The following is a 19885-nucleotide window of genomic DNA, read 5'->3' as shown; positions in this document are numbered from 1 at the left end:
GATCCGTCAGAATTCGGGCACTGTTTGCAAGGGGCCGCTATGGATGTGATCGTGCTGGGCGGCGGCCTGATGGGGACGGCTTCGGCCTATTTCCTGGCCAGGCGCGGCGCGCGCGTGACGCTGATCGAGCGCAACCGAATCGGCACCGGGGCAACCGTCGCCTCCTTCGGCAACATCCGCCGCAGCGGGCGCCATCTGTCCCAGCTGCCGCTGGCCCACCGCTCGCTCAGGCTCTGGGGCGAGGCCGATAGGATGCTTGGCCGTGACGTGGAGTTCCGCGCCACCGGACACCTCCGGCTGATCTTCGATAAGGGCGGTCTCGCCGACATGCGGGCCTATGCTCAAGCCGCGCGGCCCTGGGGGCTCGATCTGGAGGAACTGACCCCGCGCCAGATCCGTGCCCGCTTTCCCGGCCTCGGCCACGACGCGATCGCGGCGTCGTTCTCGCCGCGGGACGGCAGTGGCAATCCGCGGCTGATCGCGCCAGCCTTTGCCGAGGCAGCCCGCGGGCTGGGCGCGGAAATCATCGAGGAAGCCGAGGTCGAGAGGATCAGCAGCAATGGCTCCGGCTTCGTCGTCGCCAGTTCAAAAGGGGCGTTCGCCGCCGAGTGTTTGCTGAATGCCGCCGGCGCCTGGGGCGCGCGCATCGCCGCGCAGTTCGGCGAAGAGGTCCCGCTCGACGCCCGCGGCCCGCAGATGGGCGTGACCGAGCCGCTGCCGCACAGAATTCTCCCCGTAGTCGGCATCTGGACCCGCGACAAGGAGTACGGCGCCTATCTGCGCCAGGTCGAGCGCGGCAACATCGTCTTCGGCGGCGCGGCCGAAAGGGCGCCGGTGGACCTCGAACCCGGCCATGCAAAAGCCGACCCCATGCGCCTGCCGTTACAGTTGCGCGCCGTCGCACGGCTACTGCCGGCAATCGCAAAGGTCGCGGTCATCCGCACCTGGTCCGGCTGCGAGGGCTATGTGCGGGATATGCTGCCGGTCATGGGATGCTCGGCGACGACGCCGGGCCTGTTCCACGCCTTCGGCTTCTGCGGACACGGCTTCCAACTCGGTCCGGGCGTCGGCGACGCCATGGCCGAACTCATCACGACCGGCCGTTGCGAAACGCCGCTGGACGATTTCAGAGTCGACCGCTTCAGCCGCGCCTGGAGAAGCAGCAAGGAATCGACGACCACCGATTGCCCTGCAGCCTGAGCGGACGGTAGCGGCTTCGACGCTGTTTTAGGGTCACAGCTCCACTGGCTGAGCATGTCCTTGGTGCTTGTTGAACCGAGGCAGCAGCCCGATGCACAGCACCAGCGCAACAATGATCAGAAGCTGGCTGGCGATGACGGTGGCGAAGGCCTGCGCGATGCCCGTTGGTTCCAACGCCAGATAGAGCGTGCCGAGCGTCGCGACGCCGAGCGCCAGGCCGGACTGCTGCAGCGTGATCAGCACACCGCTGCCGACGCCGGCAAGATGGGAGGGAACGTCGCCCAGAACGGCGCGGAACAGGCCTGAAAACAGCATCGACTGGCCGGCGCCGATCAGCACCAGGGCCGGCGCCAGTTCAACCAGGCTGACCCTCGGCCAGCCGGCTAGCGTGATGCCGATCAGCAATCCCAGGCCGAGCGCCTGGACGATGCCGCCCGCCGCCAGCGCGGCGCGGCCGAAGCGCCCGATCACGCGCGGGCTAACCACCGAGCCTATGAAGAACATGATTGCCATCGGCAGGATGGCCAATCCGCTTTGCAGCGCGTTGGCGCCGAGCCCGTTCTGGACGGTGAGCGCGAAGACGAACATGAAGGCGCCAAAGCCGACGCTGAACACGGTGACCATGGCAAGCCCGCGCGCCATCGAGGGCAGGCTGAGCAGCGAGGGCGGCAGAAGCGGCACCACGCCCCGCGCTTCCGTGGCCTTCTCGATCATGGCGGTGAGCATTGCGAGCATCACGGCGGCGGCCAGCATCGCCTTGGTCCAAGCCGGCCAGCCGAGCGAATGGCCTTCGGTCAGCGGCACCAGCAGGGCCGTCAACGTCGCCGCGAACAGCACGGTGCCGGGCAGGTCGATGCCGGCCGGATGCGGCGAGCGGTTGGCCGGCACGACCAGCCGGGAAGCGAAGAAGACGATGATGCCGAGCGGGATGTTGACGAGAAAGATCGGCCGCCAGGAGGTGCCGAACAGGTCGGCGCTGACCAGCAGCCCGCCGGCGAGCTGGCCGACAATCGCGGCAATGCCCGAGGTCGCGCCGTAAAGCGCGATCGCCCTTGTCTTGCGCTCTCCCGGCAAGGTCGCCTGGAAGGTCGCCAGCACCTGCGGCACCAGCATCGCCGCCGTCGCGCCCTGGAGCAGCCGGGCCGCGATCAGCGCATTGATGGTCGGCGCCAAGCCGCAGGCGAGCGACGCCAGGATAAAGCCGGCAAGCCCTGCGAGAAACACTCTGTGGCGGCCGAAACGGTCGCCGAGCCGGCCGCCCAGCACCAGCATCGCCGCATAGGCCACGCCATACACCGACACCACCAGCTCAAGCGCCGCCGGCGTCGCCTTGAGCGAGGCCTGGATCGTCGGCAGCGCCACATTGACGATGAAGAAATCGGCGATCGGCAGGAAGGCGCCGGCGAGGAGCACATGCACGCCAAGGTCATGCAGCCCGCCGGCGCGGGCCATCGACCGCGCGGAATGCCGGACAGGACCGGCAGATGTCGGATGGGTCACGGGAGTCTCCATATACTTATATGACGATAGTTATGTTTATATAATCATTATGGTTATATACATATTCGCGCGCGGTCTGTAAACTCCACTTCCATGACCAAAGACGATTCTACCGCCCGCAAAGCTCGCCCCTTGACGGTCCGCTGGGCCGACCTGGCCGACCTCATCCTGATCGTTGCGCGTGAGATCCAGTTCCGGGGCTACAGCGACGAGCGCGCCGTGCAGCTGTCGCAGTCGGAGGGCATGGTGATGCGCCACCTCGTCCTGCACGCCTCGGCCACGCCCAGCCAGATCGCGGCCGCGACCGGCCTGCAGCGCACCAATGTGTCGCCGGTGCTGCGAGATCTGGAAACAAAGGGGCTGATCGAGCGGCATGTCGATCCGCAAGACCGCCGCGGCGTGAGTGTCCACCGCACGCGGCGCGGAGCGGAAAACTATGCCTTGGTGCGCAAGGAATGGGGCTCCGCCGTCTCCGCCGCCGCCGGAGGCGATACCGCCGGTCTCGACGCCGCGGTCGCGCTTCTCAAGACTATTGAAGCTGGCCTCACCGCGACGCGGCCAAACGTCAGCGACAAGCCGGTGCGAGACCCGGTCCGCCGGCACGACATTTAGCCCCCAGGCTCTTGTGCCGAGATCAAGAAGTTTCCTTGATAACTGCGATGAATTCTGATTGCACCAGGAACGGACTGTCTGGCGGCAGCGGTTGAACATGTCGTGCCGGCCGTGACTCGGGATTGGGAAACATTCGCAGCCATTCTTCGTTCACGGCATTCCGGTCGCCGCTGTCGCGGAGATAGATGTCCACCTTGACGATGTTCTCCACGCTGCCGCCGGCGGCCTCGATGATGGCACGCATGTTGGCAAATAGGTTGGCCGACTGATCCGCCATTTCGGACGGCAAATCGTGCGTGATCGGGTTCACGGCATGAACCGCTCCCGAAAACACCATGCTGCCGATCCGGCAGGCATTGGGAACTGGATGCCGGTGGCTCAGTCCCTTTACCGATATGCTCTTGCGCATCGCTTTGCTGACCTCGCGAGGTGTGTTCGATGAAACGATTGGTATCTTGCGATCCCGGCGCCCGCGTGTGCATCCGCACGGCTATCGTCTCGCGCGCAAGGCCGGGGTCTGGCCCTGCGGCGAAGCGGCACCGATATCGGAACGCAGCGCGGAAGGCTCATAGCTGGAGGTCAGTTGAACTCCGCGCGTCTCAGGCAGCATGAGGGTTGCGGCAAACGCGATGCTGTAGCCCAGCAGTGCGACCAGGCCGATGGCCTCCGCCAGGCCTATATGCTGCGCCAGTATCCCGATCATCGACACAGCCGCCGCGCCGGCCGCCTTACCGAAATTATAGGCGAAGCTCTGACCGCTCGCGCGAATGGCGGAGGGGAAAAGCTCGGTGAAGAATGGCCCCAGCGCAGCATAGTTTCCGATCGTGAAGAAGCCGAACGGCGCGCCGAGGACAATCAGCGGCCAACCCGAGAGCGGCAGGAACATATAGGCGATGGTGATCGACCAGGAGCACAGCAGAAACAGCTGGAACGTCCGCCGCCGGCCCAGGCGATCGGCCAGATATGCGCTCGCCAGGAATCCGAAGAACGAACCGCCGGTCACCACGAAGACATAATATCCCGAGGCGCCCGGCGACAGCTCGCGCACCGTCTTCATGAAGGTCGGCAGCCAGTTGACGATCGCGCCACCGACACCAATCACGCCGAATGCAAGCAACGACGAGAGCACCGTTGTCGGCAATGTTTCCGGCTGGAAGATCGCGCCCAATCCCGGACGATTTCCGGTCTTCTCGACGAGCTCGCGCGTTCTGACGAAGATCTCCGGCTCCTCGAGCTTACGGCGCAGATAGAGAACCAGAAGGCCAGGAAGGACGCCAATCATCAACAGAACACGCCATCCATAGTCCTGGGGAAAATACGCCAGGACCAATCCTGCCAATATGGCGGCCGCGCTCCATCCAACGCCGAAGCCGCTCTGGACCGTTCCGACGGCCTTGCCGCGATGCTCGGCGCGGATGATCTCGCCCATGAGAACCGCGCCGGCGGCCCACTCGCCGCCGAAGCCCAGCCCCTGCAGGATGCGCAGGAACATCAGCTGCTGAAAATCCTGCGCGAAACCAGCAAGGAAGGTGAAGCTGCAGAACCACAGGATCGTGAGCTGCATGATGCGGGCCCGGCCAAAGCGGTCAGCGAGGTAGCCGCAGGCCCATCCTCCAATTGCCGCGGAGAGCAACGTTGCCGTTGCCAGATAGCCAGCCTGTGCCGTCGACATTCCCCAGGCCGCGATGAGAATTGGCAGCACGAAGCTGAAGAGCTGTGCATCCATCGCATCGACGGCCCAGCCGGCAAAACAGCCCCAGAAGGTGTTCCGCTCTCGCTCCGTCAACTCTTTGTACCAAGTGAACATTTCTTCCTCCCGTAGTTTCCTCGCGACGGCCCGCTAAACGACCAATGGTGTGAGGCCTCCGTCCATGGTCAGCGAAGCGCCGGTCACGTATGAGGATCTTGCGCTGGCGAGAAAAAGCGCGGCGTCGGCCACTTCTTCGGCCCGTGCGTAGCGCCGCAGCGGTATCCGCTGCTCATTGAGCCGCAGCAGCTCTTCCGGCGTCTTGCCGGTCATCCTGGATTCCACTTCGAGCGACAATTGCAGACGTTCGGTCATGGTAGCGGCGGGATTGAGCACGTTGACCCTCACGCCCGCCGGCCCCCAGGCAGCCGCGAGCCCCGCCGAGGCGAGCATCAGTGCTGCGTTGGCGGCTCCGCCGGGCAGATGCATGGGTGAGGCGACTTTGCCGCCCGTGCCGACGATGTTGACGACTGTGCCGGCCTGCCTTTGCACCATCAGAGGCAGGACATAGTCCATGACGTTCATGTAGGTGAAGAATTTGGCGTCCATCGCAATGCGCCACTTGTCTGGCGTCAGCTCGTCGGGAGGAACTCGCCTGGCGCCTCCAGCCGAATTGACCAGTGACGCAATCGGGCCCACCTGGTCCTCGACGATGGCGACCATTTGCTTCGCGGCAAGCCCGTCCGACAGATCGGCGGCGAAACTCGCCGCCGACAGGCCATCGGCAGCAAGCTTCGCCTTTGCGGCGTCCAGGTTCTGCTGGCTGCGCGATACGATCACCACGCGGGCACCTTCCCTCGCGAAGGCGCGCGCGCAAGCCAGCCCTATTCCCTTGCTGCCGCCGGTTATCAGGACGACCTTGTCGTCGAGTTCGAGGTTCATTTCAGTGATCCTGTCTCAGGTCATGGACACTATGGACGTTGATCGGGTTCCCCTCGGCGAACGCGACGATCTGGTCAAACGCGTTGCCGTAGGCGAATTCGTAATTGTCCCGTTCAACGTAGCCGAGGTGCGGCGTGCACAGCGCATTGGGAAGCCCGAGCAGGGCATCGGCCGCATCGGTAAGCGGCTCGCGTTCGAAGACGTCGATGGCGGCCTTTCCGGGGCTGCCGCTCTTCAGCGCCGCCACCAGCGCTCCGGGTTGAATCAATTCGGCGCGGCTGGTGTTCACCAGCAATGCGGTCGGCTTCATCAGGGCCAGGTCATCAGGACCGATCGCACCGGCGGTCTCGGCAGTCAGCCGCAGGTGCAAACTGAGAACATCCGACAGCCTGAACAACGTGGCCCTGTCGGAAGCGGTTTTGAAGCCCTCGGACTGGGCGCGGGCAAGCGAGCCTTGGCGGCCCCAAACCAGCACCTCCATGCCGAAGGCCCTGCCGATCTGCGCGACCATCGAGCCCAATCTGCCGAAACCGTAGATGCCGAGAACACGGCCCCTCAGACCAAGCCCGATGGTCGTCTGCCAGTGGCCCTGGCGCAGCGATGCGGTTTCAAACGGGATGTTGCGCATCGCTGCGATGATCAACCCCCAGGTAAGTTCAACCGTGGAATAGGACGGGCGCGCTGTGACCGCGGAGGAAACGATGACGCCGTGCCTGTCGCAGGCGCCCAGATCGATGTGGGGAATGTGGCCGTTCTGGCTGATGAGCTTCAGGTTGGGCAGGCGGCAGAGCAGGTCTTCACCGACCCGGGTTCGCTCGCGCATCAGTACCAGCACATCCGCATCGGACAGCCGGTCCGCCAGGACGTCGATATCCGCGACGATGTCGGTCCAGATGCTGACGTCATGGCCCTCCAGCTTGGAAAAGCAATCCAGCGTGCGAACCACGTCCTGGTAATCGTTGATGATGGCGACGCGCAGTTTTCGCGATGAATTTCTTGTCGCGTTACGCATTGCTGGGCAGGTCCGCTACGGCGACGCCGGAGTCGATCGCCTCGCACTTTGCCTCTTCGAACGCCGACTTCTTCAACGCTTTCGCGAGAACCTCGGCGGCTCGCGCGATCGGGATGAAGCAGACACCGGTTTCGTCGGCGACCACGATGTCGCCCGCCCCTACCCTTATGCCGGCGATCTGGATGTCGCCATTGATCTCCACGGTTTCGATACGCCATTTGCCCGTCGCCGGCGTGACCTCCGTGGCCCAAAGCGGATATCCGACCCGGCGCGAATGCCCGAGGTCGCGAATCCCTCCGAAGACGATTGCTCCGGCTTCCCCCTGCCTCTTTCCCGTCTGGGCCGAAATCCCGCCCATGTTGGAAACGCCGGCGACGCCGTCTATGACGATCACGTCGCCCGGCAGCGCCAGGTTGTGAGCTTCGAACTCCGCCATGCGATTGACGTGGTTTCTCGCCGTCTCGTAGACATGCTCGCGCTGCAGGATGTTGCGCACCGTGAGCGCCGGACCGACAATCGAAGCCGAGGGCAAGGTCGGCTTCAGCGTCGATGCGCCGACGACACCGGTGATGCCAAGCTCATCCATAATATCCGAAATGACGCTCGTGGCGTCGCCGATCCGCTTGAAGCCGTCGATCAATTCCTTCGACGGCCGCGGCGTTCGCATCAATCGGATGCGCTCGGCGCTGATCTTGCCGGTGAGCTTCGGCAATACGTCCGCGAAAGCGAGATCATTCATGACGTGTCCTCTGTTTTGTACGGAGCTTTTACCACCGGCTGCGAGGTTCACGTATTCACTCGCATGTGTTCGGCTGCTCGTTCGAAACAGGATTGCCTGTCCGGTTCGGCGCGTCCAATTTAGATTTAGACACGAGCATCATTTCCCAGGTGAATAACGTGCGCCTCGATCTGAACCTGATCGCAGTCCTTGAAGCCATCATGCTGGAAAGAAATGTAACGCGCGCGGCCTCGAGCCTGGCGATGAGTCAACCTGCGGTCAGCAATGCCCTGCGGCGCGCCCGCAAGCTGACCAAGGACCAGCTCTTTCTCAAGACCGCGTCCGGGGTCGAACCTACTTCACGCATGGTCGCGATGTGGCCTGAACTTCATCGTTCGCTTACGGCAATCCGTGCCTCCTTCGCGCCCGACGACTTCGATCCCGCATCGGGCGCGACCAGTTTCCGGATCGCGATCACAGACAGTCTGGCGATGGAAGCGGTCAGCGCGATCGCACTGAGGTTACAGGCAGCGTCCCCACGCGCCCGCGTTTCTTTCGCCATCCATACCCATGAGGCCTCGCTGGACGCAATCGATCGCGGCACGCTCGACTGCGCGGTAGGCATGTTTGCCTCGCTGCCGAGAGAAGTGCATGTGCAAAGTCTGCGGACGGATCGCTATGTCTGCGTCATGCGCAGCGGGCACGATCTGGCCCAGGGCCTGACCCTGGACCAGTTCACCGCTGCGGCGCATGTTCTGGTGACCCCATCAGGCCTGGGGCTGGGATTGGTGGATGGCTGGCTCAGCCTGACGGGGCGCACAAGGACGATCGCTGCCGTGGTCAATCATTTTTCCGACGCGCTGAGGATCGTCTCGCGCAGTGACCTTCTCACCTGCGTGCCGCTTGGCTTTTTCAGCGGGCCCTGGCGCGCCGTCACTGATGAGCCCCGGTTGGTGGTGCGAGACCTGCCGTTCGAGACGGAGAAACTGCTCTACAAGCTGATCTGGCACGAACGACTGCACACCCACCCCGCCCACCAATGGTTTCGGGCACTGGTAGCAGACGTTTGCGGATCACCCTTGGGTGTCCCGCCGAGTGGAAAAGAAGCCTCCGCTGGGCAGGTGTAGCCTGCCTTGCGAAGCGGAACGACTTACGCGCGACTGTGCTCCCGGCAAACGTCTAGCCGTAGTTCAAGGGCACATAGGTGTAGACATTCTCGGCGTCGTGGCGCACGCGACCCAGGCCGGGAAACGATATGTGCGCGCCGCCGACGATGTAGCCGTTCTTTGCCGCATCCGCGAAAGCCAGCCTGTGCACGTTTTCGGCCTCCGAAGCGTCCCCATCGTACCCGATGGTGACGGAGGGATCTTTGAATTGCACGGCAGCGACATGCACGACGTCGCCCCACAGCACGACCTTCTCGCACCCGCTCTCGACCACGTACATGGTGTGCCCGGGAGTGTGCCCGTAGGCTGCCTGGGCGCGCACGCCGGGCACGAGGTCGGTGTCGCCTTCGAAGACGGCGAGCTTGCCGGCTCGCATATAGGGCGTGATCGATGCGACCGCGGCTTCAAAAAACCGCCTCGCCTCTGCCGGAGCAGCGCGCAGGCTTGCCTCGCTAAGCCAGAAGTCCGTGTCCCGTTTGTCGACACGCACGATTGCATTGGGAAAGACCCGATCGTTGCCGGCCATAAGACCACCGACATGATCCGTGTGCAGATGCGTGAGGTAAAGCTCGTCTACCTGCTCTGGTCGATACCCCGACGCGCGCAGATTGCCCACCAGCTGGCCCGTAGTTGCTCCCAGCAGCGAGCCCGCACCGGCGTCGATCAGGACCAGCTTGGCTACGGTGTTCACGAGGAAGGAATTGTGCGAGGTCTCCACGACGTCGCCGAGGTAGTCGCGCTTCAAAGCGTCTTCGATCCGCGCCGGGTCGCCTCGCAGCAACTTCGTGGCGGGCAGCATATTGGTGCCGTCGGACAGCGCCGTCACCTCGAAGTCGCCGACCGTCAGGCGATAGAAACCGGGCGCCCGGCTTTTCGCCATGGGCGCATCAGCGAGCACAGGCCCCGCAAAGCTGCAGGCAAGGCAAAGGCAGCCGCCAGCCAAAAAGGCGCGACGGGTGGGATTGACGGCATCGCTATTGCTCGACCCGGGCTGGACAGGGGCGTCGGTGTCGTTGAACAGGCGATCAAGCGTTAGCCGGGGGGCGACCATTTTCCAACCTCTGTCTGCGCTCTGGCGCGGCACTGCGGATGGAAGGAAGCCCTTCCGCAAGTTCCTCGTTGCCGAAGTCTTGCATCCGGGCCGCGATCTCGTGCGCGTACTGTTCCCGGAAATAGCAAGCCCGTCTAATTTCATTGTCAGGGGCGGCCTTATTACTCCCTTGAATAACCCCTGCTGGACACGATGCGCGACATGCTGGAAGGCCGGCGCAGGCTAACAAGGAAGGCCGAACCCTCAAGCAGTGGCCGAAATCGAGCGCCGCCGGCGCCTTGGGCGAGGCCTGGATCGTCGGCAGCGCCACGTTGACGATGAAGAAATCGGCGATCGGCAGGAAGGCACCGGCGAGCAGCACATGCACGCCAAGGTCATGCAGCCCGCCGGCTCGGGCCATCGACCGCGCGGACGAGCGCGCCGTGCAGCTGTCGCAGTCGGAGGTCATGGCGATGCGCCACCTCGTCCTGCACGCCTCGGCCACGCCCAGCCAGATCGCCGGCGCGACCGGCCTGCAGCGCACCAATGTGTCGCCGGTGCTGCGTGATCTGGAAACAAAGGGGCTGATCGAGCGGCATGTCGATCCGCAAGACCGCCGCGGCGTGAGTGTCCACCGCACGCGACGCGGAGCGGAAAACTATGCCTTGTAACAACAATGGTGGGCCCGGAGGGACTCGAACCCCCAACCAAGCGGTTATGAGCCGCCGGCTCTAACCATTGAGCTACAGGCCCCACGCGGCTGGCTTAGTGTTTTTCCTTCCTCGGCACAAGGCTTTCCGGGCGGGCTGGCAGCGATCGCCCAAATCAGCCCATATTCGCGCTCTAGTTGCCAGATGCGACTGGTTCGCAGACCGAGGAGATTTTCATGACCAGACGTCTTTTGCCCCTCATGCCCCTGGCGCTTGCTGCCGCCATCGCCTTGCCGGCGGCGGCCGGCGCCGCCGATTCGCAAGCCGCGCCCCGCATCGTCGTGTCGGGCGAAGGCCATGCGACCGCAGCGCCCGATCTCGCGCTGTTGACGCTCAGCGTCATGCGCGAGGCCAAGACCGCGCGCGCCGCGCTCGACGCCAACAACGACGCCATGGCCGCGGTGATCGCGGCGATGAAATCGGCCGGCATCAAGGACCGCGACCTGCAGACGGCGGGCATCCAGATCAATCCGCGCTACAACTACACCAACAAGCCGGACGGCAGCCAGGAGGCCGAGCTTGTCGCCTACCAGGTGACCAACACGCTTTCGGTGCGCATCCGCGACATCGACAAGACCGGCGATATCCTCGACAAGGCGGTGTCGCTCGGCGTCAACCAGGGTGGCGGCATTGCCTTCTCCAACGAAGACCCGTCCGCCGCTGTCACCGAGGCCCGCAAGAAGGCGGTCGCCGACGCCATGGCCAAGGCCAGGACGCTGGCCGAGGCCGCCGGTGTCAGCATCGGCCGGGTGCTGGAGATTACCGACCAGAACATCGCGCCGCCGCCGATGCCGATCAACGCCAAGGCCTTCGATGCCGCGGGCGCGTCGGTCCCGGTGCAGGCGGGCGAGAACGCTTACGCCGTGCAGGTTACCGTCACCTTCGAATTGAAGTGAGCGTGGTCCGGCCGGCTTGCGTCGGCGGGGCCGGACGCAGGTCCGGCCGGCTGTGACCGACCCCTGCTGCGCATGAAAAACCCGGAGGACCAGTCCTCCGGGGTTCTTCTTGAGCCGCACCCTTCCGCCCTGGCGGAAAGGGGCTCTGCTAGGCGTTCAAGCCGGGGCCGGCTTGTGTTCCTTAGCGATAGATGATCGGGCAGCCGCGCACATTGGCGAATACCACCACGACGCGATCGCCGTACTGGCGGCCCATAACCTTGACCGTGCGGCGGCCGACATCGACGATGCGGACACGGTGCAAGCCCATGCGCTCGGCCTTGTCGAGCGCGCGCTCCGGCGAACAGCCCCGGCGCCAGCCGCGGTCGTCACGCCAATCGTTATCATCCGAGCGGTGACGGCGATGGTAGTAACCGTCATCGTCCCCGGTGTAGACGCCGAAGCGGGGATCCTGGTTGTTGCCGAAACCGAGATAGAGGCTGTCGGCATGGGCGGCGGGAATGGCGGCAAGCGTGCCGAGGCCGACCAGCGCCGAAAGGGCTGCCGTCTTGATCGTGTTGAACATCGTTTTCTCTCCTTGTTGAGGGCTCTCGCCCCTTGTGAGCCGATGGTGCGAGAATGCGCCTGCCTGTCTGAACCTTCTGCGAACCGTCCATTCATCTTCGGTTCATCCGGCAAGCCATCGGTTGTGAGCGGCCGGACCCCAAACGCCCCACGGCCCCGCCGGTTCCGGCCGAGGCCGATCCGGCGCGTGCTATTTCCTATCGGTTTGCGGCGAAAATCGGTTCAGGGCTCGTCGTCGAGCATATAGTCAAAATAGTCGTCCGGCTCGGCAAGGTCGGTTTCCTTGGCCTTGACCCGACCGCGGATCGAGATGCCGGCTTCGTGCACCGTCTCGTCGCTCCCCGAGACCAGCCTGTGCCACCAATAGAGGTCATGCCCCTCAGCTATCAACCGATAGGCGCAGGTCCTGGGCAGCCAGCTGATAGTGCGCACATTCTGCGGAGTCAGCCCAACGCAGTCCGGAACCCGGGCCAATCTGTTGGCATAATCGGCGCAGCGGCAGCTTTCGGCGTCGAACAGCCGACAGCCGACGCTCGTCCAGTAGATCTCGCCGGTGTCCTCGTCCTCGAGCTTCGACAGGCAGCACTTCCCGCAACCGTCGCAGAGCGATTCCCACTCGACCGGCGTCATCGCCTCAAGAGTCTTGGTTTTCCAGAACGGCGCACCCATTGCGCGGATGTGGCCCCGGCCGGCGCCAAGGTCAAGCGCGGCAGTGGCGTAAATGACACATGCATCATATGAAAAACACGAAGTTGCCTTCAAAACGCCGGTCAATCGTCCTTCGTTGCCGCTAATGCCCACACGTCGGAACCAAATCCCGATGATGAAAGTTTTGGGCAGGGATGGGACCCCACAAGGAGAATTTGAAATGAAACGCCAACCACGGATTCTGGCAGGCACCGCGATCGGCCTGCTGATGGCATCCGCGCCGTTGGGCGCGTACCCGCTGCAGGGCGGTGCCGTTTTCGGCTCCATGCAGCACGCCGCCGCGCCATTGATTCTTGCGCAAGCGAGCTGCGCCGAGGGGGAATCAGCCGAAGCCTGCGCGCAGAACCAGCAGGCTGAACCGGAACAGCCCAAGAAAAAGAAGCGCGAGCAGCAGCAGCAAACCGAATCCGCGCCGGCCGAGCAGGCCGCACCCGCCGAGCAGGAACAAAAACCACGCAAGCGCAAGGTAGAACAGCAACAGCAGGAAACGGAACAGGCGCCGGCCGAACAAGCCGCGCCTGCCGCCGAAGAGCAGCAGCCGCGCAGGAAGAAGCGCAACCAGCAGCAGATCGAAGCGGCTCCTGCCGAACAGATCGCGCCGGCGGACAACAACCGGCAGGACAACCTGCGCAAGAAGAAGCGCGAACAGCAGCAGCAAATCGAAGCAGCACCCGCCGAACAGCCCGCCGAGCAGGCGGCTCCGGCTAACGACGAGCAGCCGATCAAGCCGCGCAAGAAGAAGCGTGACCAGCAGCAGATCGAAGCAGCTCCAGCGGATCAGCCAGTTGAACAGGCGGCTCCGTCGAACGGTGAGCAGCCGCTCAAACTGCGCAAGAAGAAAGGCGACCAGCAACAGATCGAAGCGGCACCCGCCGAACAGCCTTCAGACCAGGTCGCGCCGGCAAACGACAACAATCGGCAGGACAATCTGCGCAAGAAGAAGCGCAAGCAGGATCAGCAGATCGAGGCTGCGCCCGCCGAGCAGGCGCCGGCCAAACAGGCGGCACCCGGCGAGCCTGTCCCGCAGACTGAACCGCTTCCCGTGCCCACCGAGCAGCAGGCAGCTCCCGCCCAGGGCGAACAGCCTCAGGACAAGAAGAAGCTTGGCAAGAAACTTGTCGGCGAGCAGCCGGTGACGGAAGAACAGCCCGCAACCGGCGAGCAGCCTGCCGCTGGCGAACAGGCGACCCAGCCCGCGCAGGGTGAAACCCCGGCCCAGGGCGAGGCCACGGCCAACCCGGACGAAGCGCCGCTTCTGGACAGCCAGAAGGACGCCCGACGCAAGCACAAGGGCGGTAAGGATCAGGCCGGCCAGAGTGCCGGCGGACAGACCACCGAAGGCCAGAACGCCGAGGGAGCCGGTCAGCCCGTTCGGCAGAACGGCGAGCAGGCGCAAGCTCCGAAGCCGGCTCCTGTCGATCAGGGACCGCCGCCAACCGACGACAAGTCGGCCCAGCAGGCAATCCAGCCTGAAAAGATCGTTCCGGTGACCGAGGAAAAAGGCACGCGCGTCGAGCGCGCGCCTGAAGAGGAAGACGTAAGCCGCCGTCCGCGTCCGCAAGGCGCCGACGTCCTCAAGCAATTCGGCGACCGCGTCATCATCCAATTCAACAACCAGACGATCGTCGAAAGCAACGATGCGCCGCGCATGCATCGCGGCGCCAGGAATGTCTACTATGAAGATCTGTCCGGCGGCCGCATTCGCGAAATCGTCGAGCGTGACAACGGCGTGCAGATCGTCACCATCCGCAACCGTTATGGCGACGTCATCCAACGTTCGCGCATCACGCCCGACGGCCGCGAATATGTGCTGAGCTATGTCGACGAGCGCTACTACCGTGATGTCGACGACTGGCGCGATCCCGGCGACGACCTGCCGCCGATGCGGCTCACCATCTCGCGCCGCGATTACATCCTGGATTCGGAGGATGTCGAGGACCCGGACGAGTACTATACCTTCCTCGAACAGCCGCCCGTCGAAAGGGTGCAGCGCCTCTACTCGGTCGACGAGGTCAAGCGCTCTGCCCGCGTGCGCGACATCGCCCGCCGCATCGACCTCGACACGCTGAACTTCGAGTTCGGCTCGGCGACGATCTCGGACACCGAGGTGCAGAAGCTGGAAGGCGTAGCCACTGCCATGGAGAAGCTGCTGAAGAAGAACCCGGCGGAAACCTTCCTGATCGAGGGCCATACCGATGCGGTCGGCACGCCCGAGGCGAACCTTGCCTTGTCGGACAGGCGAGCGGAGGCGGTCGCCGAGGCGCTCACCAATGCCTTCGGCATCCCACCCGAAAACCTGACGACGCAGGGCTATGGCGAGGAGTATCTCAAGGTCGACACGCAAGGGCCAAACCGCGAGAACCGTCGTGTTGCCATCCGCCGCATCACCTCGCTGGTGGCGCCAGTGGCCAGCGCGAATTAGCCCGCCGTTCCAGAAGCATAGTGCGGCTTCTGGATTCAGTGCGACAACAGCGCGCCCATCCCGATCCTGCCGGGATGGGCAATGCTCACAAGGGTTTGGGGCTCAAGAAGAATTCAGCTTCGATTCGAGCGAAATCATTGAATTGCCGGATTGATGTACCCAGATTCGGGACAGGGCGTTCCCTGCCCTGTCCCGACTCCAGCGGGACACATGAGCCCCGCCGGCCCTCTCCGGCGGGGTTTTGTTTGACCTTGCGAACTGAAACCAAAAGCGGAACCGGCGCATGAAACGTCTCGAACTCGCGATCGAATCGATCATCCTCGCTTCGCGTTGGCTGCTGGTCGTGTTCTATATCGGGCTTGGCCTCGCGCTCGCCATTTATGCGGTGTCGTTCGGCAAGAAGCTCTACGAGTTCGTCCTTAACGCGCTGTCGCTCGGCGACACCGACACCATCCTGAAGATACTCGGCTTGATCGACGCCGCCCTGGTCGCTTCGCTGGTGGTGATGGTGATCATCTCCGGCTACGAGAACTTCGTCAGTCGCTTCGACGAAAATGACGGCAAGGTGCACTGGCTGGGCACGATCGATGTCGGCTCGCTCAAGGTCAAGGTCGCCTCGACCATCGTCGCCATCTCCTCGATCCACCTGCTTCAGGTCTTCCTGAATTCCGTCTCCTACACCACCGACCAGCTGATGTGGCTGACCATCATCCACCTCGCCTTCGTCCTCTCGGCGCTGATGCTGGCCTATATCGACCGGCTGATGGGTCTGGCCAAAGGCAAGAAAGTTGAGGACTGAGACCTCGCCCGCTGCCCGTCAGTAGATGGTTTTGATCTTGCTTTCCGTCCGGGCAAACACCTCGTCCGGCACGAAGAAGTCGCCGGCGAGCGGCCCTGTCGCGCCCGGCGAATAGATGGAAAAATCGCTGACGCCCTCGGCACGCAGCACCTCCTCGTCGATGTAGAAATTGCCGGTCGCCTCGCGCGATGGACGCAGGAATATCGCATGCGCTGCATCGGCCATGATGTCGGGCGAACGGCTCATCGCCGCCACCGACGCGCCGCCCAGAAGATTGCGCACCGCGGCCGTGTCGATGGTCGAGATCGGCCACAGCGAGTTGACGGCGATGCCGTCCTTGGCGAATTCCGCGCTCATGCCCAGCGTGCACATCGACATGCCGAACTTGGCCATGGTGTAGGCGACATGGTTCTTGAACCATTTGGCCACCATGTCGAGCGGCGGCGCCAGATTCAGGATATGAGGATTCTTTGCCAACTTCAGGTGCGGAATGCACATTTTTGAGACCAGGAAGGTGCCGCGCGTGTTGATCTGGTGCATCAGATCGTAGCGCTTCATGTCGGTCTCCAGCGTGCCGGTAAGCTGGACGGCGCTGGCATTGTTGGCGCAGATGTCGATGCCGCCGAAGCGCTCCAGCGTCTTGGCGACCGCCTCGGCCACCTGCGCCTCCTCGCGAATGTCGCATAGCACCGGCAGCGCCTTGCCGCCGGCCTGCTCGATCTCCTCCGCCGCCGTGTAGATCGTGCCCGGCAGCTTCGGATGCGGCTCCGCCGTCTTGGCGGCGATCGTCACATTGGCGCCGTCGCGCGCCGCGCGCAGCGCGATCGCCAGCCCGATGCCGCGCGACCCGCCGGAGATGAACAGCGTCTTTCCCTTGAGCGACATTTTTTCTCCGCTTCCTTAACTACATCGCAGGCGCGAACCTTTGCGCGGCAGGCGACCAGAGCGCAAGGCCCGACCCGCCGCGAGCGGGTTACGCTGCGTAGGGTCCAGAAACGAGGTGAGGCGGAACAGGGTCTATTGAGATTCCGGTCAGGCCGAGTCGAGAATGGTGGCTTCCGAGAACCGGAGCGGAGCGTACTTAAAGTACGTGAGCACGCGCATGACCCCAAAATCGGTACGATTTTTGGAAAGGATCATGCGCAAAGTATGAGTGGTACGGCGTCCTTAGCGCGTCCAACAGGACGCGCGGCGCCGTACAAGCGCAGGAAGCCGCCATTCGCAGGCCGGCCTCACCGGAATATCAATAGGCCCTCAGACCAGCACCAGCCCCTGCCGCATGGCGATGGCGATCGCATCGGTGCGGTTGGCGGCACCGAGCTTGATCAGGATCGCCGCGACATGGAACTTCGCCGTGTGCACGGAAATGTTCAGCCGTCGGGCGATCACCTTGTTGGGCGCGCCCTCGGCAAGGAGCGCCAACACTTCCGCCTCGCGAGGCGAAAGCGTTGGCCGGGCATGGTTTGTGTCGGCACGATCCTCGTCGAACGGATCGCTGTCATGGAAGGAGAGGTCGTCGTGCCGACCGGCCAGCGGCCCGCCCGCGCCCGAAATACGGTAGCCGGCGGCTGCAAGCCGCGCGGCAGCGGCGATCAGCAATTCGTCGGACGAAGCGGGCAGCACGGCAAGCACGCTGTCGGCGGGCTGTTCATGATCGGGACGCCGCGACAGCAGCACCCTGGGCAGCGCAGCATCGATCGCCCTGCCCTCCAGGCCATCCTCGTCGATGATGGCGACATCCACGGCCTGTCCTGATCGGTTCCCGGCCATGACCGGCAGCAGATCGCCGGTTGCGGCGAGCGCCTCGGATAGTTGCTCGGCCCGCGCGGCGCTGCCGAGCGCGATCAGCACGGTCAGCCGCCGCTCTGCGGCGGCCTGATCCGCCTTCCTGTGGTTTGCTATCGCCGCGACCGCCATCATGCCCTCAGCTCAGCGGCTTTTCGCCGATGGACACGGCAACATCGCGCGCCTCGCCGGCGCGCACGACGCCGAGCGTCACCGACGCTCCGGCGCTGTCCGGCCCGAGCTTGCGGATCAGGTCACGCGGGCCCTGCACCGCCTCGCCGTTCCATGCCACGATTATGTCGCCGAGATGCAGGCCGGCGGCCTTGGCCGGACCGTTGTCGTCGAGGCTCATCACCATCGCGCCGTGGGTGTCGCTGTTGTGGACCGGATGCAGGCCGGCGCCGAGATAACCGCGCGCGACGTGGCCCTTCTCGCGCAGCGTCGCCACCGCCCGCTCGATCGTCTCGTAAGGCATGACCAGTGCCCGCCGGCGCGGCCCGAACAGGAGCATGCCGATCAGCCCGCCCTTGGCATCGAGCACGGGACCACCCTCGAAGCGAGAGCCGGCATTGACGGCGAGATTGATGCGCCGGTCGATCGTGCCGCCGCGCATCGAGCGCCAGGCCGGACCGACCTCGCCGACCGAGCCGAACACGGCAAGCGCCGCGCCGTCGCTGTTGCCGACGGTGATGGCGACATGGCCCGGCCGCACCGCATCCGCTCTGGCGAGCGACGGCGCATTTGCCGCGTCGGCCGGCTTCAGTAGGGCGACCCCGGTCGAGGGATCGCGGCCGACAAGCTCGGCCTTGACCGTTTCGCCCGAAGTCAGCGTCAGCTCGATCTCCTCGCCCGCCTCCACGACTTCCTCGGCGGTGACGAAATAGCCGTCGCGCCAGTGGAAGGCGCTCGCTGTCCGATGATGATGGGTTGCAAGGCTCGCCGTCGCCGGCGCGGCCGCTGCCGCGAGATCGGCGATTGCGTCGGAAAATGCGCTCAAATTGAAGTCGCTCATCATGGTTCTCCTGGGTTTGCGGTTACCCAGATATCGTTCGACAGCGCGCTGGCCGGTACTCGCCTGATGGCCAGTTGGCCTCACGACTGGCCATCTGGTCAGGTCGCGGCTGTCGCAGCCGCTCCGCACATATAGTCACGATCAAGCCTGATATCACGGAGCCCGCTCATGGCCCTCGCCGCCGCCAAACTCCAAACCGACGACACGCTGCTCGACGCCTATTCGACGACCGTCGCCGACGCGGTCGACCGCATCGGCCCTGCCGTCTGCCGCATCGAGCGCATCGGCGGCGCGGGCGGCCATGGCTCCGGCTTCGTCATCACGCCGGACGGGCTGATCGTCACCAATTTCCATGTCGTCGGCGACGCGCGCGCCGTGCGCGTCACCATGCCGGACGGCGCCTCGCGCGAAGGCCGCGTGCTTGGCCGCGACCCCGACACCGACATAGCGCTGGTGCGCGCTGACGGCAGCTTCGCCGACGTCGCACCGCTCGGCGACTCCAAGCGCCTGAGGCGCGGCCAGATCGCGATCGCCATCGGCAATCCGCTCGGCTTCGAATGGACGGTCACCGCCGGCGTCGTCTCCGCGCTCGGCCGCTCGATGCGCGCCTCGACCGGGCGACTGATCGACGACGTCATCCAGACCGACGCGGCGCTCAACCCCGGCAATTCCGGCGGGCCGCTGGTGTCGTCGGCGGGCGAGGTGATCGGCGTCAACACCGCCATGATCCACGGCGCGCAAGGCATTGCCTTCGCCGTCGCCTCCAACACCGCCAATTTCGTCATTTCGGAGATCATCCGCTTCGGCCGCGTGCGACGCGCCTTTATCGGCGTCTCCGCCGACACCACCAATTTGCCGCGCCGCGCCGCCCTTCTGTCGCAGGTCTCGAGCAGCACCGCCGTGCGCCTGCGCAGCGTCGAGAAGAACAGCCCGGCAGCAAGGGCCGGGCTGAAGGAAGGCGACATCATCGCCGCGATAGATGGCCGTCCGGTCACCGGCGTCGACGACCTCGTGCGCATGCTCGACGCCGAGCGCATCGGCCGCGAGACGCTTTGCACCGTGGTGCGGCGGACCGGCGTCAGCCAGGTCGCGGTGACGCCGGTGGCAAGGCCGAACTGAGCG

At 64.6% G+C, this 19885-nt stretch carries 21 protein-coding genes and 1 tRNA gene; 8 read left to right on the top strand and 14 right to left on the bottom strand.

Features of this window, described 5'->3' with window-relative positions:
- Positions 1 to 39 precede the first annotated feature (39 nt).
- Positions 40 to 1200, top strand: a complete 1161-nt coding sequence (locus EJ073_RS30055) for an FAD-binding oxidoreductase (protein WP_126058818.1) — start codon at positions 40 to 42, stop codon at positions 1198 to 1200.
- 33 nt (positions 1201 to 1233) lie between these two features.
- Here the strand turns inward: EJ073_RS30055 and EJ073_RS30050 are convergent, their stop codons facing one another.
- Positions 1234 to 2700: an MFS transporter gene (locus EJ073_RS30050; RefSeq protein WP_245455424.1), complete on the bottom strand. Its 1467-nt coding sequence runs from the start codon at positions 2698 to 2700 to the stop codon at positions 1234 to 1236.
- A gap of 93 nt (positions 2701 to 2793) precedes the next feature.
- Between EJ073_RS30050 and EJ073_RS30045 the strand changes: the two genes are divergently transcribed.
- Positions 2794 to 3312: a MarR family transcriptional regulator gene (locus tag EJ073_RS30045; protein WP_126058817.1), complete on the top strand. Its 519-nt coding sequence runs from the start codon at positions 2794 to 2796 to the stop codon at positions 3310 to 3312.
- Between the two features lie 22 nt (positions 3313 to 3334).
- Here the strand turns inward: EJ073_RS30045 and EJ073_RS30040 are convergent, their stop codons facing one another.
- From EJ073_RS30040 to EJ073_RS30020, 5 genes are all read right to left on the bottom strand, one after another.
- A complete protein-coding gene (locus tag EJ073_RS30040; protein WP_126058816.1) occupies positions 3335 to 3721 on the bottom strand; it encodes a RidA family protein in 387 nt (128 codons plus the stop codon).
- An 81-nt stretch (positions 3722 to 3802) separates the two neighbouring features.
- A complete protein-coding gene (locus tag EJ073_RS30035) occupies positions 3803 to 5119 on the bottom strand; it encodes an MFS transporter (protein WP_126058815.1) in 1317 nt (438 codons plus the stop codon).
- A 33-nt stretch (positions 5120 to 5152) separates the two neighbouring features.
- Entirely contained in the window at positions 5153 to 5941 is a 789-nt protein-coding gene (locus EJ073_RS30030; RefSeq protein WP_126058814.1) for an SDR family oxidoreductase, read from the bottom strand.
- A 1-nt stretch (position 5942) separates the two neighbouring features.
- Entirely contained in the window at positions 5943 to 6953 is a 1011-nt protein-coding gene (locus EJ073_RS30025) for a D-2-hydroxyacid dehydrogenase family protein (RefSeq protein ID WP_210211266.1), read from the bottom strand.
- Positions 6946 to 7692, bottom strand: a complete 747-nt coding sequence (locus tag EJ073_RS30020; protein ID WP_126058813.1) for an RraA family protein — start codon at positions 7690 to 7692, stop codon at positions 6946 to 6948. Before EJ073_RS30020 ends, EJ073_RS30025 begins: the two co-directional genes overlap by 8 nt.
- A 158-nt stretch (positions 7693 to 7850) precedes the next feature.
- Between EJ073_RS30020 and EJ073_RS30015 the strand changes: the two genes are divergently transcribed.
- A complete protein-coding gene (locus tag EJ073_RS30015; RefSeq protein WP_245455423.1) occupies positions 7851 to 8798 on the top strand; it encodes a LysR family transcriptional regulator in 948 nt (315 codons plus the stop codon).
- A 52-nt stretch (positions 8799 to 8850) separates the two neighbouring features.
- Here the strand turns inward: EJ073_RS30015 and EJ073_RS30010 are convergent, their stop codons facing one another.
- Both EJ073_RS30010 and EJ073_RS32665 read right to left on the bottom strand, forming a co-directional pair.
- Positions 8851 to 9888 (bottom strand): MBL fold metallo-hydrolase, encoded by a 1038-nt coding sequence (locus EJ073_RS30010; protein WP_126058812.1) that lies wholly within the window; start codon positions 9886 to 9888, stop codon positions 8851 to 8853.
- Positions 9863 to 10336 (bottom strand): hypothetical protein, encoded by a 474-nt coding sequence (locus tag EJ073_RS32665; RefSeq protein WP_245455422.1) that lies wholly within the window; start codon positions 10334 to 10336, stop codon positions 9863 to 9865. The genes EJ073_RS30010 and EJ073_RS32665 overlap by 26 nt, the downstream gene beginning before the upstream one ends.
- Before the next feature lie 4 nt (positions 10337 to 10340).
- Here EJ073_RS32665 and EJ073_RS32660 point away from each other — a divergent pair, with 4 nt between their 5' ends.
- Complete coding sequence (locus tag EJ073_RS32660) at positions 10341 to 10538, top strand: MarR family transcriptional regulator (RefSeq protein ID WP_245455421.1); 198 nt, start codon at positions 10341 to 10343, stop codon at positions 10536 to 10538.
- 6 nt (positions 10539 to 10544) lie between these two features.
- Here EJ073_RS32660 and EJ073_RS29995 read toward each other — a convergent pair.
- Positions 10545 to 10620, bottom strand: a tRNA-Ile gene (locus tag EJ073_RS29995).
- A 133-nt stretch (positions 10621 to 10753) separates the two neighbouring features.
- On the opposite strand from EJ073_RS29995, the gene EJ073_RS29990 reads away from it, so the two are divergent.
- Positions 10754 to 11473 (top strand): SIMPL domain-containing protein, encoded by a 720-nt coding sequence (locus EJ073_RS29990; protein WP_126058809.1) that lies wholly within the window; start codon positions 10754 to 10756, stop codon positions 11471 to 11473.
- 181 nt (positions 11474 to 11654) lie between these two features.
- Here the strand turns inward: EJ073_RS29990 and EJ073_RS29985 are convergent, their stop codons facing one another.
- Both EJ073_RS29985 and EJ073_RS29980 read right to left on the bottom strand, forming a co-directional pair.
- Positions 11655 to 12038 carry a hypothetical protein gene (locus EJ073_RS29985; protein WP_126058808.1) on the bottom strand — a complete coding sequence of 128 codons (384 nt, stop codon included), beginning with the start codon at positions 12036 to 12038 and terminating at the stop codon, positions 11655 to 11657.
- 221 nt (positions 12039 to 12259) lie between these two features.
- Entirely contained in the window at positions 12260 to 12706 is a 447-nt protein-coding gene (locus tag EJ073_RS29980; RefSeq protein WP_126058807.1) for a YcgN family cysteine cluster protein, read from the bottom strand.
- A 199-nt stretch (positions 12707 to 12905) separates the two neighbouring features.
- Here EJ073_RS29980 and EJ073_RS29975 point away from each other — a divergent pair, with 199 nt between their 5' ends.
- Positions 12906 to 15167, top strand: coding sequence for an OmpA family protein (locus EJ073_RS29975; protein ID WP_126059389.1), 2262 nt, complete (start codon positions 12906 to 12908; stop codon positions 15165 to 15167).
- Positions 15168 to 15450: 283 nt separating this feature from the next.
- On the top strand, positions 15451 to 15966 hold the full coding sequence (locus EJ073_RS29970; protein WP_126058806.1) for a TIGR00645 family protein: 516 nt from the start codon (positions 15451 to 15453) through the stop codon (positions 15964 to 15966).
- Positions 15967 to 15984: 18 nt separating this feature from the next.
- Here the strand turns inward: EJ073_RS29970 and EJ073_RS29965 are convergent, their stop codons facing one another.
- The 3 genes from EJ073_RS29965 to EJ073_RS29955 all read right to left on the bottom strand — a co-directional run bounded on the left by EJ073_RS29965 (position 15985) and on the right by EJ073_RS29955 (position 18763).
- Positions 15985 to 16851: an NAD(P)-dependent oxidoreductase gene (locus EJ073_RS29965; RefSeq protein ID WP_126058805.1), complete on the bottom strand. Its 867-nt coding sequence runs from the start codon at positions 16849 to 16851 to the stop codon at positions 15985 to 15987.
- A 369-nt stretch (positions 16852 to 17220) separates the two neighbouring features.
- Positions 17221 to 17883, bottom strand: a complete 663-nt coding sequence (locus tag EJ073_RS29960; protein ID WP_126059388.1) for a helix-turn-helix transcriptional regulator — start codon at positions 17881 to 17883, stop codon at positions 17221 to 17223.
- Positions 17884 to 17890: 7 nt separating this feature from the next.
- Positions 17891 to 18763: a S1C family serine protease gene (locus tag EJ073_RS29955; protein WP_126058804.1), complete on the bottom strand. Its 873-nt coding sequence runs from the start codon at positions 18761 to 18763 to the stop codon at positions 17891 to 17893.
- A 168-nt stretch (positions 18764 to 18931) separates the two neighbouring features.
- Between EJ073_RS29955 and EJ073_RS29950 the strand changes: the two genes are divergently transcribed.
- On the top strand, positions 18932 to 19882 hold the full coding sequence (locus EJ073_RS29950; RefSeq protein WP_126058803.1) for a trypsin-like peptidase domain-containing protein: 951 nt from the start codon (positions 18932 to 18934) through the stop codon (positions 19880 to 19882).
- Positions 19883 to 19885 lie beyond the last annotated feature (3 nt).

The sequence above is a fragment of the Mesorhizobium sp. M4B.F.Ca.ET.058.02.1.1 genome (assembly GCF_003952505.1).
Taxonomy (GTDB): domain Bacteria; phylum Pseudomonadota; class Alphaproteobacteria; order Rhizobiales; family Rhizobiaceae; genus Mesorhizobium.
The sequence above is the reverse complement of the archived record's forward strand: the minus strand, read 5'-3'. Positions and strand labels throughout refer to the sequence as shown.